The 13,657-nt window shown below is 34.4% G+C and carries 11 protein-coding genes; 4 read left to right on the top strand and 7 right to left on the bottom strand.

The annotated features are described in order from the left end of the window. Position 1 precedes the first annotated feature (1 nt). The 6 genes from RBB48_RS19025 to RBB48_RS19050 all read right to left on the bottom strand — a co-directional run bounded on the left by RBB48_RS19025 (position 2) and on the right by RBB48_RS19050 (position 8,571). A complete protein-coding gene (locus tag RBB48_RS19025; protein WP_088064672.1) occupies positions 2 to 1,981 on the bottom strand; it encodes an FtsX-like permease family protein in 1,980 nt (659 codons plus the stop codon). Further along, positions 1,978 to 2,730, bottom strand: coding sequence for an ABC transporter ATP-binding protein (locus RBB48_RS19030; protein WP_071757563.1), 753 nt, complete (start codon positions 2,728 to 2,730; stop codon positions 1,978 to 1,980). Before RBB48_RS19030 ends, RBB48_RS19025 begins: the two co-directional genes overlap by 4 nt. Before the next feature lie 20 nt (positions 2,731 to 2,750). Continuing rightward, positions 2,751 to 4,706 (bottom strand): ABC transporter permease, encoded by a 1,956-nt coding sequence (locus RBB48_RS19035; protein ID WP_088064671.1) that lies wholly within the window; start codon positions 4,704 to 4,706, stop codon positions 2,751 to 2,753. Positions 4,707 to 4,785: 79 nt separating this feature from the next. Then, positions 4,786 to 6,756, bottom strand: a complete 1,971-nt coding sequence (locus RBB48_RS19040; protein WP_088064670.1) for an FtsX-like permease family protein — start codon at positions 6,754 to 6,756, stop codon at positions 4,786 to 4,788. A gap of 94 nt (positions 6,757 to 6,850) precedes the next feature. Beyond that, a complete protein-coding gene (locus RBB48_RS19045) occupies positions 6,851 to 7,873 on the bottom strand; it encodes a sensor histidine kinase (RefSeq protein WP_000765339.1) in 1,023 nt (340 codons plus the stop codon). 2 nt (positions 7,874 to 7,875) lie between these two features. Continuing rightward, the gene (locus RBB48_RS19050; RefSeq protein ID WP_000276736.1) at positions 7,876 to 8,571 is read right to left on the bottom strand and encodes a response regulator transcription factor; all 696 of its coding nucleotides are present in this window, start codon (positions 8,569 to 8,571) and stop codon (positions 7,876 to 7,878) included. Between the two features lie 207 nt (positions 8,572 to 8,778). Between RBB48_RS19050 and RBB48_RS19055 the strand changes: the two genes are divergently transcribed. Together RBB48_RS19055 and RBB48_RS19060 are read left to right on the top strand one after the other, a co-directional pair. Next, the gene (locus RBB48_RS19055; RefSeq protein ID WP_088064669.1) at positions 8,779 to 9,051 is read left to right on the top strand and encodes an autorepressor SdpR family transcription factor; all 273 of its coding nucleotides are present in this window, start codon (positions 8,779 to 8,781) and stop codon (positions 9,049 to 9,051) included. Then, on the top strand, positions 9,048 to 9,686 hold the full coding sequence (locus tag RBB48_RS19060; RefSeq protein ID WP_088064668.1) for an SdpI family protein: 639 nt from the start codon (positions 9,048 to 9,050) through the stop codon (positions 9,684 to 9,686). Before RBB48_RS19055 ends, RBB48_RS19060 begins: the two co-directional genes overlap by 4 nt. 42 nt (positions 9,687 to 9,728) lie before the next feature. Here the strand turns inward: RBB48_RS19060 and RBB48_RS19065 are convergent, their stop codons facing one another. Further along, a complete protein-coding gene (locus RBB48_RS19065) occupies positions 9,729 to 10,601 on the bottom strand; it encodes an AraC family transcriptional regulator (RefSeq protein ID WP_306007978.1) in 873 nt (290 codons plus the stop codon). Positions 10,602 to 10,907: 306 nt separating this feature from the next. Between RBB48_RS19065 and RBB48_RS19070 the strand changes: the two genes are divergently transcribed. After that, on the top strand, positions 10,908 to 11,678 hold the full coding sequence (locus tag RBB48_RS19070; RefSeq protein WP_000859654.1) for an ABC transporter ATP-binding protein: 771 nt from the start codon (positions 10,908 to 10,910) through the stop codon (positions 11,676 to 11,678). Continuing rightward, entirely contained in the window at positions 11,665 to 13,614 is a 1,950-nt protein-coding gene (locus tag RBB48_RS19075) for an ABC transporter permease (protein WP_088064666.1), read from the top strand. The genes RBB48_RS19070 and RBB48_RS19075 overlap by 14 nt, the downstream gene beginning before the upstream one ends. The last annotated feature ends 43 nt before the right edge of the window (positions 13,615 to 13,657 follow it).

The following is a 13,657-nucleotide window of genomic DNA, read 5'->3' on the forward strand; positions in this document are numbered from 1 at the left end:
TTCATATTTTTATATGCTGTGATAATTTATTAATGTACAGAGAACGGATTAAGAAGAAGAAAATGATCTCGATAATCCCGAAAAAGGTGAGTATAATTAATAACTCTTTTAGTAATGAGAAAGAAAACATGCTTTGTAAAAACTTAACCGCAAATAATGTGTGAACACCAGCAACGATATAAGGAACGAAAAATAAAATTCCTAACTGAATCGTTGCAGAGCGAAACATTTCTGATTCAGTTAAGCCTAGTTTTGTAATCGTAATGTATTTTTGTTTTTCATTCGTTAAGTCGTTATACATACGGAAGTATAAAACGCTAGCCGCACCGATAAAGAAGATAAAGCCAAGAAATGCCCAAATAAAGAATTGAGCAACTGCATTTTCTTTATTATGGAGTAACTCATCAGTAGCTGTATAAATATTAAAAGGAACGGGAGATGCATGCTTATCGTCTTTATGTGCCTCATAATATTTTTCGGTGTCATTACTAATACTTTTTAATATATTTTTTGTTGGAATAATTGCATTTTCCCAATTATCCACGAAGTAGTTATAAACTGTAATGGTTTCAATATGAGGAATCATAGTATCGATTGCATAATCTTGCATAATAACTAAATTTGCTAATGCAAATGGTGGTGCTATTCCTTTGTTAATAAATCCCTTTATATAAAACTCCTTTTTATTGGATTCAAGCGTAATTGTATTTTGTTTTACAAATGGATTTGATACAAGGTTTAATAGCTCTGGTGAATAGCCAGAAATAATGTAAACTTCTTTTGAATCAAGGGTGATTGTAGGTCTCTTTAACTGTTTAGCAATTTCGTTATAATCACTCATTTTCATAATTGCAATCTCTTCTTTTGAAGCAGTATCTTTTAAAAGCGTAAATTTATATTTTTTATATTGAAAATGAGCATTGGAAAGTTCGGATTCAATAGTATTAACGTGCTTTCGTTCAAGGGAATGATCCCCTTCTAATTTGTATGTGAAGGGAATAGGATATCGCTCTAGTATCGACGCTTTTGTATTATTATTCGCAGCAAATAGTCCGATAATAATCGTAAATGCAAGCGCAGATAGCATAGAAACGATAAAGAGTACATTAATATTACTACGGGTACGAGCAACTAAATCTGAAATCCATAACATGTTTATTTGTTTCAAATAAAACTTTCTACGCTTCTTTAAAATATAGATAAAAAGAAGAAATGTTTGTGAAAAGAAAAAATATGTTCCGATTACTACGAGTGGCAAAATAGATAATATAATAAAGAAGACAGATCCGTTTTGCACATTTTTTTCGGTTACGTAGCCTTGTGGATAACCAGCAATATAATAACATAACCCTAAACAAGTTAAAGCAAATATCGAAATGAGTATAGACGGCCTTTTTTCGGCTGTCACTTTCTTGTTCCCTTTAATAAGATGGACTGTTTTACGCGTACGAATAAACATCGGTGTAAACGTAGAAACGATTAAAAATAAAATGATAAACGTTACGGTTGTCACGATTATCGCTTCTGTTGGCCAATATAAATAGAGACCTTTCGCATTTGTTAATTTCGAAGTGACTAATAAGAAAAAGTTAGAAAATACAAGGCCACCTTGAATGCCGATAAAGATAGACAATATCCCGATGATCATGTTTTCAGTAAATAAAAGTCTTTTTAATTGTTTCTGTGAGATACCGAGAATCGTGAGTATCCCGAATTGCTGCTTCCGTACATTTAAAAATGTTCCAATTGAATATAAGAGAAAGAAGAACGAGAACATAACGATAACAAGCTGTGCTGTACTAGCTAAGTTCATTAGAGGATCACGTTCTTGAAAGCTTTGTACATTTTGGAAGCGCGGGTGATACGCGTATACAGTAAATGAAAAGAAAACCATGATAGAAAAAGCACTACTTACAAAATAAGCGAAATATGCTTTAGAATTACGCGAGACATTTTTAAATGCAAATTGCCAAAATGTCATCCACGTCTTCCTCCTAATAATGCTAAAACATCTAATATTTCTTGATAAAACTTTTCGCGATATAGCCCGCGATGTAGTTCGTTGTAAAGCTCGCCATCTTTAATAAAAATGACGCGGTTACAGTAACTTGCTGCGAATGGATCGTGCGTAACCATTAAAATTGTTGCATCTTCTTCTTTATTCAATTTCGTAAATAGTTCCATCACGTCAATTGCCGCTTTTGAATCTAAATTTCCCGTTGGCTCATCGGCAAGTAGAAGTGACGGATGATGAATAACAGCACGTGCTACTGCGGTACGTTGTGCTTGTCCCCCAGAAACTTCAAAAATACGTTTGTCTAAAATATGATCAATGCCAAGCTTTTTGGAAATGTTATTAAGCTTTTCGTCCATTTCTTTTAATGGAACATTATCTAATGTTAAAGGTAGTACGATATTTTCACCGATTGTTAGTGTATCTAGTAGGTTAAAGTTTTGGAAAACAAATCCTAACTCTTGGCGGCGGAAAATAGCTAACTTCTCTCTACGAAATGTGTGCGGTTTTTTTCCGTTAATCACGACATCACCAGAAGTAGGGGAATCAATTGTAGAGATAACGTTTAAAAATGTAGATTTACCACTACCAGATGGTCCCATGATAGCGACAAATTCACCTTTATCTACATGTAAATTTATATTTTTTAAAGCAGTATGAGGGACTTTTCCTTCATACACTTTTGAGACGTTTTTTATGTGTAAAACTTCTTCCATAGTAATCACCTTTCTATCCGTTAAAACTTAATGTGTTGTGATAATTTTTGCATATAGAAGGAACGAATTAAAAGGAAAAATAAAATTTCAACCGTTCCAAAAATCATAAGTACGACTGTAATCTCAGCGAAGAACGAGAGATGTAATACTTCTTGTAGCATCTTTGTCGCAAACATCGTATGAATCGATGCCATAATGTATGGAACAAAGAAAAGAATTGCAAGTTGAATTGTAGCAGATCGTTTCATCTCAGCTTCTGTTAAACCGATTTTTGTAATCGTTACATACTTTTCTTGCTCATTTGTTAAATCTGTATACATTCTGAAGTAAAGAACACTGCCAGCACCAATAAAGAAAATAACACCTAAGAAAGTCCCAATTAAGAAGAACGAAGCGACATTTTGTTTTGTTGTGTATAGAGAATCGCTCGCTTCACTTGCATGGAAAGGCGGGTGCTCTGCTTGAATGTTGTTCCCGTCTGTATTCACTTTTTCTATGAATAAAGAGCCGATGTTATTAGCTTTTTCCCAGTCCTTAACTTTAAAGCTATATACACTCATCTGTTTTGAAACGGATGATAACGCCTCTACATTTTCATCAGATAGTATGAGCAATTGGTATATTAAGCGATTTGGGAATGGGTTATAACTTTTATATTCTTTCACTTGTAGTTGTAAATTGTTTTGAGTAAGTGTAAGAGTATTTTTCTTGTCTTTATTATGAAGCGTTCCAATAACCTGATCATCTAAGTCTTTCATAAGAATATAAGATTCATTCTTATTTACCGTGAGCGTTTCCCAATTTAAAGCCTTAGCAAGTACATTATAGTCACTTTGTTTAATTGCATAATAGAGCTGAGAATTTCCTTCCGCTGAAGATACTTCATATATATCCGTTTTAAATTGTTTATAAGTAAATTGCTCTTCGTTAAACTTTTGTTTTAACCAATTTAAATGTTCATCCGCTAACGTATTTTCAGTATGTGATAAATATGTAAAAGGAAAAGGATTTTCTCTTACTGTATCGAACTTCATAAATTTACCAAAACCATATAAGAATGTAATCATAGTAAAAGCAAGTGTTGATAGCATCGCTACAATAAAGAGCATGTTAATGTTTGTCCGAATGCGCGCTGCTAAATCAGAAATCCAAAGCATATTAATTCGCTTCATATAAAATGTTCTTCGCGTTTTTAATATACGAATGAGTAAAAAACTAATTTGTGAAAAGAAAAAGTATGTTCCAGCTGCAACAAGTGACGGAATGAGAAATATACTGGTGGCGGCGTACAAAAGCCCAACTACTTCGCCGAGCGACATGAAATATAGCGGATTTGCTGCTAGTACGTATCCAGATATTAAACATGTCGCACCAAATAGAGAGATGAGCACGGATGCTTTTCTTTCTTTTTGTTTTGTTCCTTCTTTTAAAAGACGTACAGCCTTTCTCGTCCGAATGAGCATCGGCGTAAACGATGAGACGAGAATGAAGAGTCCTAGAAAAATGATCATAGTTAAAATAATGGCAGCTGTTGGCCAATATAAATATAAACCAGGAACATGTGTAATTTTGGCGGTAACTAATAAAAAGAACTGCGAGAAGACAAGTCCAAGTTGAATGCCGAAAAAGATGGAAAGAACACCAATTAGCATGTTTTCTAGAAATACGAGTCTCTTTAATTGTTTTTGAGATATGCCAAGTACTGTTAAAATCCCAAATTGCTTTTTTCGTACTTTTAAGAAAGTACCGATTGAATATAGTAAAAAGAAAAATGAAAAGAATACAATGACAATTTCTGAAATTGTCATTAATATGTTCAGAGCAGCATTCACGCCTGTCATATGCAATTTAGGATGAAATAAATAAACCGCAAACGAGAAAAAAATTGCAATGGAAAATGCACTACTTACAAAATAGGCGAAATAAGCTCTGGCGTTCCGGTTTACGTTTTTGAATGCAAACTGCCAAAATGTCATTCACCTGAACCTCCTAATAGAGTGAAGAAGAAAAGGATATAAGAGATACCCTTTTCCTGTACTAATATATTTATAAAACTTAACCATTCGTATACTCTGATAACTTTTGCATGTAAAAGGAACGAATAAATAAGAAAAAGATGACTTCAACGACTCCAAAAATAATAAGAACAGCTGAAATTTCTTTGAATAGTGATAAATCAATTACGTCTTGGAGCATTTTTGTTGCGAACATTGTATGAATGGACGCCATAACGTACGGAACGAAAAATAAAATGCTAAGTTGAATGGTTGCAGATATTTTCATCTCTACATCTGTTACACCAATTTTTGAAATTGCTACATATTTTTCTTGTTCATTCGTTAAATCAGTATACAGTCTAAAGTAAAGAACGCTACCTGCTCCAATAAAGAAAATGACACCTAAGAATGTCCCGATTAGGAAGTATGCGGCACTTCCTGATGTAATTCTATATAATGAGCCTGCTGATTCATAGGAGCGTATAAGGGGTCCTTCGTATTGGAATTCCTGTCGATCTCTTTGTATTTTTTTCATAAAATCATTAGCAATTTCATACGTCTTTTCCCAGTTTTGTACGTTATAATTGTACGCTGCTACATGCTTTGTTGTATTTGGTAAGTTGTTTACAACAGCGTCAGGTAAAATTAAAGTTTGATATGAAAAGTCAGAGGGAATGGCCCCTACTTGTTCATATCCTTTTACTTGTAATGTCGTATTTGTGCTAGAAAGTGTAATGGATTTTCTATTGTAGCTTGGCTCAAATTGGCTGAATAAGGTGAAATAAGCGCTACCTGTTAAGACATATGCTTCGTTATCGCTCATGAATAGTTGTTTCATTCGCAGGGAAGCTGCAAGTTTGTTATAGTCACTTTGTTTCATTGCATAGATGTCATTGTAAGTCGTTATACCTTCATCTTCTTTCAGTGGTGTTTCATATAAATCAGCCTTTAGTTTTTTATAAGAGAAATCTTCCTTTTGTAACTGCTTTTCAAGCCAAGTTAAATGCTCGTTAACAAAAGGATTTGCGTCATATGAAAAATAAGAAAATGGAAAAGGTGAAGTTCTCGCAACATCTAGCTTTGTAAACTTTCCGAATCCATATAGGAACGTAATCATTGTGAAAGCAATTGTAGAAAGCATCGCTACAATAAAAAGCATATTGATATTCGTTCGAATACGACTTGCTAAATCCGAAATCCAAAGCATGTTAATTCGTTTCATATAAAAATTTCTTCTTTTCTTTAAAATATAAATAAGTAAGAAACTAATTTGAGAAAAGAAAAAATATGTCCCAATTGTAACAAGTGCTGGAATCACAAAAACACTTGAAACCATATAGATAACGCCTACTTGCGTGTTTATTGAGAAGAAATATTTAGGGTTTGCAGCTAAAATATAACCACCTAATAAACAGATAGCACCAAATAGAGAAATGAATATGGATGGTTTTCTTTCCTTTTGTTTCCCACCATTAGTTTTTAAAAGGTTTACCGTCTTTTTCGTACGAATTAGCATGGGTGTAAATGAAGATACAGCGATAAAGAGACCAAGAAATACAATCGTTGTTAAAATGAAAGCATTCGTAGGTGGATATAAATATATCCCTGGTAGATGTGTAATTTTCGCTGTCACTAATAAGAAAAATTGTGAAAATACAAATCCAAACTGCATACCGAAAAAGATAGATAAAATACCAATTAACATATTTTCAGTGAAAACGAGTCGATGTAATTGTTTTTTTGATATACCTAAAATAGTTAAAATACCAAATTGCTTTTTACGAACTTTTAAAAACGATCCAATTGAATAGAGTAGAAAAAAGAACGAGAACAAGACAATAACAACTTCTGAAAAAATCATTAATCCTGAAATTTCAGAGATCATAGTGGGATTTTGTAATTTCGGATGAAACAAATAAACAGCAAACGAAAAGAAAACAGCAATGGAAAAGGAACTACTTACAAAGTAAGCAAAATAAGCTCTCGAGTTGCGCGTTACATTTTTAAATGCAAATTGCCAAAATGTCATAATATGTACCTCTCGCTAGAAGGCAAATATGTAGTTTTATTGCAAAAAATGTATGAGAGTAAGTTCTCATACATTTTGCTAGCATATGTTCCGATCATGCTTCGGTCACCTTCTCCGTAGTTTCTGCTTGATTATTTGCAGCGTTGTGGAAGATGATTTTAATCGTCGTTCCTTTACCAACTTCAGAATCTAGTTTGACAGAGTGACCTAAATAATCACAAATTTTACTTACAATATAAAGTCCCATACCAGTAGATTCTCCGAATGCGCGACCATTTTTCCCAGTGTAAAACGGTTCAAATACTCTTCGAATATCTTCTTGCGGAATACCAACACCTTCATCGCGAACTTCTAAAATAATATCTTTTCCGTTTCGGTAAGCAGATAGGAATACTTTCTTTCCGCGCTCACCAGAGTAACGAACTGCATTTGTCATTAACTGATAAATGATGAACTTTAGCCATTTCGCATCAGAAGCAACTTTTAAATCGGAATGAACTTCTAAAACAGGGAAGACCCCGTTTCGAATGAATAGTTCTTTTAATCCGTTAATATTTTTTGTTACCGCATCTTTTAACGAAATCGTCTCAACGTGGAAATCTTCATGGAAGTTATTTAACCTTGCCATATATAAAGCCATATCGAGTCCTTGATTTAATCGTTCTAATTCTTTTTTGAATTTCGGAATCAAATGTTCATCTTCCATTTCGAGCACCATAAGTTGCATAACAGACACAGGTGTCTTCATTTGATGCACCCAGTGGTTAATGAATAATTGATGTTCTTGCTGCTTTACTTCATACGATTGTAGTTCTTTTTGGAATAGACGATACTGCGTGCGCACGAGTTCATTTACACCGTGAGGCATCGGAGCAGTTGCTCTTTCAATAAACGCATCTTCCATTTTCTCTGGTTGCTCACTTAATCTATGGTACATTCTACGATTGCGGACGTAACGATAAGCGAGGAAACAAATGAATAAATATAAACTTAAAACGACGAAGTAAAATTTATTATTTTGAAATCCATCTACTGCATCATACAGAACGAAAATGATGCCGAAGTTTAATACATATAGTAGAAAAAATGCAAAATGATCACGTAAAAATAGCTTCATGCTTATTCACTCCAAGTTGCGTTAAAACGATACCCAAGTCCACGTACTGTTTCAATAGCATTTTCAATACCAAGCTCATTGAACTTTTTACGAAGACGCGTAATGTTTACGTTTAATGTATTTTCCTCAACGAAGCTTTCGTCATCCCATAGGGCAGCTAATAAATCTTCACGGCTCGCTGTACGAGGGAATTTAGATAATAACATTTCTGCTAAAATTGCCTCTTTCTTCGTTAAAAGAACTTGCTCAGCACCGAAATGGATTTCTGGGCGTTCTGGGAATAGTTTTAAACCTTCTACTTCAACGATACGTTCAGAAATATTTGGCGCATAATCACCGTAAATACGGCGTAATTGACCTTTAATTTTCGCCATTACAACGTCATAGTGGAACGGTTTTGTAATATAATCATCCGCACCGCTTTCAATCGCCATAATTTGTTCCATCTCGCCAGCACGCGCTGAAATGAAAATAATTGGACAAGTAGATTCATGACGAATTTGACGGCACCAGTAGAATCCATCGAATTTCGGTAAGTTTACATCAAGTAAAACAAGATGTGGTTTCACTGCATTAAACGATTCCATAATATCATCGAAATTCTCTGCAACAACAGCTTCATAGCCATATTTTTGAATGTGAGATTGTAGTAATGATGAAATATTTGGATCGTCTTCAACGATTAAAATTTTATACATATGTATACTCCTCCTAAAAAAACAATTGTAGCTATAGTGTATCATGTGTTTCAAGTCTTTTCATTATGTTGAAATGTAGGCTAATAAACAGTATAGGTCAAAAGTGTGAAAAGTAAAAAGGGCTTATGTATAATTGACAATTAATTGGAAGTGATTTAATATTTAGATAAATATCTAAATGTCTAATTAGTGAAAGGAAGAAAGACATTGAATCAAGCATTCAAAGCATTAGCAGATCCAACAAGGCGAAAAATTTTGGACTTATTGAAAGAAGATGATTTAACTGCTGGTGAGATTGCTGAACATTTCAATATGACGAAGCCAAGTATTTCACACCACTTAAACGCACTTAAAAATGCTGAACTTATTCAAGATGAAAAAAAAGGGCAATTCGTTATGTACTCTTTAAATACAACTGTATTTCAAGATTTATTGACTTGGGTGTTTACATTTACGAATAAGGGGGAAGAGGGGAAATGAGGAAGCATATATTTCCGTTATTATTAATTGCTTTAACGATTATTGCATGGTGTGCCGCGTGGCCGCATTTACCGGAGGAGGTTCCGAGTCATTGGAATCTTGCTGGTGAGGTAGATGGACATATGTCAAAAATGGGCATGATGATTTTGGATGTTGCAGTTATGGTTTTTATATATGTGTTATTGACTTTATTGCCTAAGATAGATCCGAAGCATGGGAATTATAAGAAATTTTCTAAAGGATATAATGTAATGAATTATAGCGTATTAGTCCTATTATTTTTAGTAAGTATCATTGGAATTGGTGCTGGATTAGGTTATGACATTCCCATGAATAGTACACCGCATATTCTTGTTGGTCTTTTATTTATAGTCATCGGCAACTATTTACCACAATGTAAACCAAACTACTTTGTAGGTATAAAAACACCGTGGACATTAAGTAACGAGGAAGTGTGGAGGAAGACACACCGTTTTAGTGGAAAGGTGTTTGTTGTATTAGGAATTATTATGATGTTAAGTATTTTTGCCCCAGTAGTATGGAAAGCTTTCTTAATAATTGGGATTATTATCGGTGCAGTAGGACTAACGATGGGATATTCTTATGTTGCTTATAAAAAAGAACTAAAAATGTAAATAAAAGCTGCTTTTCCTTCTAAGGAAGAGCAGCTTTATTTCTTATTTCTTCAAAATCGGTATCAAAATTTCACTTTTAAAGTTTGGAGAAGATACATCTTTCTGTTCATTCCACAATATTTCCGGTCCTACCGCTAATTCATAGTTGGAAGAAGGAAACCATTCGGAATAAATGCGTCCCCATACATTTTGTAATGTTTCAGGAAATGGACCGACAGCTTCAAAGATAGCCCACGTTGAAGCTGTGACTTCAAGTTGCGCGAATTGCGCTGGACAATTTTTCGTTGTGGCTACTCCAATGTAGTGATCAAGTTCTCCCTTTTCCTCCATCCTTCCTTCAGAAAAGTTAGTAGAAGCACTAATAATTCCATTCGGTTCCATGTTTGAAAGGGACTTTAACGTTTGAATGGACTCTGGATTTAAACTCTTCCACATAGAAGCAATTTCTTCATTTACACCATTAAACACAATCGGTACTCGTTTCGTAATACCAATAATTCGAAATGGTTCTTTTTCTTTAATTCGATAATTCATTTCATTTCCTCCTTGAATCGATAACTGGAAGGTCATTGGTGAATAAGCTTTCAAAGAACGAATTGTACTTCGAGCTTCTGAAGGCGTTATACCGTGCAAGTTTTGAAAGGCACGTGTAAAGGAATCGGGTGAGTTGTATCCATATTTGATAGCGACATCAATGACTTTTGCATTGCTATCTTTTAGTTCAAAAGCAGCAAGAGTAAGACGCCTACAACGAATATATTCTGATAGTGATACGCCAGCTAGGAAAGAAAACATTCTTTTGAAATGGTATTCAGAGCAGTAAGCTATTTTTGCGACTTCTTTAAAATCAATTTCATCTGTTAAGTTATTTTCAATATATTGCATTGCCGCATTCATGTTTTTAAGTGAATCCATACGATGACCTCCTTGTTAAATAGAATAGCAGGAACAAACGAAGTCCATCCGACATTTCATGCACAACTTTGTAGGGTACATTTTTAACCTTACAAAATTGTAATGTTCCTGTAAGGAGAATGAATGGATGGTATGATATCCCAATGCTATAGTAACAAAGTACTTTTGTTCAGTAGGTTAAATTTTTATATCTTTACTTATGCGTCTTACATAACTGTCATGTTTGTGTAAGAAACATCGATAGTGGCAAGAGTAGAGAGTGTATATAGTTGAAAATAGAGAATAGAAGAAATGAGGGATGTCGAGATGAAAACAGTGTTAGAAGCAAAAAATATTGAAAAAGTGTATGACACGGGTGGTAATAAATTTGCAGCGTTAAAAGGTATCAACTTACAAGTAAAAGAAGGTGAGTTCGTTGGAATTATGGGACCTTCTGGTTCGGGTAAGACGACTTTACTAAACGTTCTTTCTACAATTGATAATGCGACGAACGGTGAAATTTTAATTGATGGAAAAGATATCGTGAAGATGAACGATGATAAGTTAGCGTTATTCCGCCGCGATCATTTAGGGTTCATTTTCCAAGATTATAATTTATTAGATACGTTAACGGTAAAAGAGAACATTGCGTTACCTCTTGCGTTATCAAAGGTGAAAGCGAGTGAGATTGATCGCCGCGTTCTTGAAATTTCAAAGAAATTCGGTATTGATCACATTTTAAGTCAGTTCCCATATCAAGTGTCAGGCGGACAGAAGCAGCGCTGCGCAGCATCGCGTGCGATCGTTACGAATCCTAGTATGATTTTCGGGGACGAGCCGACAGGAGCGCTTGATTCTAAATCAGCGACAGATTTACTTGAAAGTATGAAGTCGTTAAATGAATATGATAACTCTACAATTTTAATGGTAACACATGATGCGTTTGCGGCGAGTTACTGTAAACGAGTTATTTTCATTAAAGATGGTGAGTTATATAAAGAATTGCACCGCGGGGAATTAACGCGTAAACAGTTCTTCCAACAAGTCGTTGACGTAATGTCTTCCATTTCCGGAGGTATGGCTGATGACCTTATCTAGCATTGCCCTCCGCAACATACAGCGGAATTTTAAAGACTACTTTGTATATTTTGCATCTATGATCTTTAGCATCGTCATTTATTTTACATTTAAGGCGTTGCAGTATAATTCACAAATGGAAAAAGCTGCGGAAGCTTCTAAAAAAATTAGCGGAGCGTTCCAAGTTTCAAGTGTTATGCTAATTATTTTCGTAGCGGTGTTCATTATATATTCGAACGGTTTCTTTACAAGGAAGCGTAAAAAAGAAGTTGGGCTATATTCCTTATTAGGCATTCGTAAAAGACAAATTGGTAAAATGCTGTTTTATGAAAATATGTTAATGGGATTAATGTCTTTAATTATCGGAATTGCGATCGGTAGCGTTCTTTCAAAACTATTCCTTGAACTACTAATAAGTATGATGGGAATAAACTTAAACGTTCATTTTGAAATACCGATGGCCGCAGTTATTGATACAGCACTTATTTTCTTTGTGATTATTTTGTATACATCACTTCAAGGATATCGTTTAATTTATCGCTTTAAGCTAATTGAACTTTTCCGAGCGGAACGCGAAGGAGAAGCAATGCCAAAAGGATCCGTAGTGATGGCGTTAATTTCAGTTTTCTTAATCGGTTCAGGTTATTTCTTAGCGTTAATGTACATGAAAGCAGTTATGTATGCAGACTTTATGGTCGTTGCATTATACATTTTACTAGCGACAGTAGCAGGAACTTATTTATTGTTTATGTTCTTCACAGTATTTGTATTGAAGCGAGCAAGAAATAATAAGTCAGCATTTTATAACGGTATGAATATGGTAACGACATCGCAACTACTATATCGCATTAAAGGAAACTCGAAATCACTAGCAACAATTGCTATTTTAAGTGCAGTGACATTAACAGCGGTTGGTACGTCAGTTACGATGTATTACAACACATTTACGCAATCAAAAGTTGCTGCTCCGTATAGTTATTCTTACGAGAAAAAAGATGAAGCACTAGATAAAAAAGTAAAAGAAATACTTGCTGGAGAGAAGAGCAATCATCCAGTGACATATGAATCAGAAGTTGAAATGATTCCTGTGAAGGGAACATTTAAAGGTGAAAGAGCAGATCAAGTGCTGAACACACATTATAATGTTACGAAGCAGTACCAGCTTATTTCTCAATCAAGCTTTAATACAATTGCGAAACGATTAGATGTAGAGCCTGTAAATTTAAGTGCGAATGAAGCCTTTGTATACGATAGCCTCTATATTGAAAAACTTGATTTTGGTCCTCTTTATACAGGAAATAAAGCTGTATTTCCTGTTGGGAATGAATCGAAAGAGCTAAACATTAAAGGTGTAAATAGTAGAAGTCTTACAAACTTAAATGAACTATTTGTAATCGTTCCAGATCAAACATATGAGCAGGCGAAACAAGTATATGAAACACGCGCTGTAAAAAATATTGATGTAAAAGGTGAGCGAAATAGTAAAGAGTTAACAGCGAAATTAGCAAACGTTATGCCAGCAGGCGAATCGGAAGTTTTAAAACCATTTAACGATTTCTATACAGGATTCCAAATGGGAATTGAAACGACAGGTTTAATGATGTTCATTGGGCTATTCTTAGGATTAGTTTTCCTATTAGCGACAGGCTCAATCATTTACTTTAAACAGCTTACAGAAGCAAGTGCTGACCGTGATCGTTACGTTGTTCTTCATAAAATTGGTGTAACGAAGCAAGAGATGAAGAGAGCTATAGCAAAACAAGTGAGCTTTATCTTTGCTATTCCGTTAATTATCGGTATTTTACACAGTTTATTTGCACTAAAAGGTTTGTCAAATATATTACCATTTGAAATTATGATCCCGCTCCTAATTAGTATTGGAGTATATGGTGTCATTTATATCGGATATTACTTCCTAACAGTTCGTTCTTATTATAAGATTGTGAGTGCGAAATAATAAGTGAAGCTGCGAGAAAATAAGAAAGCCATTTACCTAATTT

Origin of the sequence: Bacillus sp. MMSF_3353, assembly GCF_030733445.1 — a bacterium.
GTDB lineage: Bacteria > Bacillota > Bacilli > Bacillales > Bacillaceae_G > Bacillus_A > Bacillus_A wiedmannii.

Coding starts and splice junctions, on each gene's coding strand:
- RBB48_RS19025 (WP_088064672.1), bottom strand. CDS start 1,981: ATGACATTTTGGCAATTTGCATTTAAAAATGTCTCGCGTAATTCTAAA.
- RBB48_RS19030 (WP_071757563.1), bottom strand. CDS start 2,730: ATGGAAGAAGTTTTACACATAAAAAACGTCTCAAAAGTGTATGAAGGA.
- RBB48_RS19035 (WP_088064671.1), bottom strand. CDS start 4,706: ATGACATTTTGGCAGTTTGCATTCAAAAACGTAAACCGGAACGCCAGA.
- RBB48_RS19040 (WP_088064670.1), bottom strand. CDS start 6,756: ATGACATTTTGGCAATTTGCATTTAAAAATGTAACGCGCAACTCGAGA.
- RBB48_RS19045 (WP_000765339.1), bottom strand. CDS start 7,873: ATGAAGCTATTTTTACGTGATCATTTTGCATTTTTTCTACTATATGTA.
- RBB48_RS19050 (WP_000276736.1), bottom strand. CDS start 8,571: ATGTATAAAATTTTAATCGTTGAAGACGATCCAAATATTTCATCATTA.
- RBB48_RS19060 (WP_088064668.1), top strand. CDS start 9,048: ATGAGGAAGCATATATTTCCGTTATTATTAATTGCTTTAACGATTATT.
- RBB48_RS19065 (WP_306007978.1), bottom strand. CDS start 10,601: ATGGATTCACTTAAAAACATGAATGCGGCAATGCAATATATTGAAAAT.
- RBB48_RS19070 (WP_000859654.1), top strand. CDS start 10,908: ATGAAAACAGTGTTAGAAGCAAAAAATATTGAAAAAGTGTATGACACG.
- RBB48_RS19075 (WP_088064666.1), top strand. CDS start 11,665: ATGACCTTATCTAGCATTGCCCTCCGCAACATACAGCGGAATTTTAAA.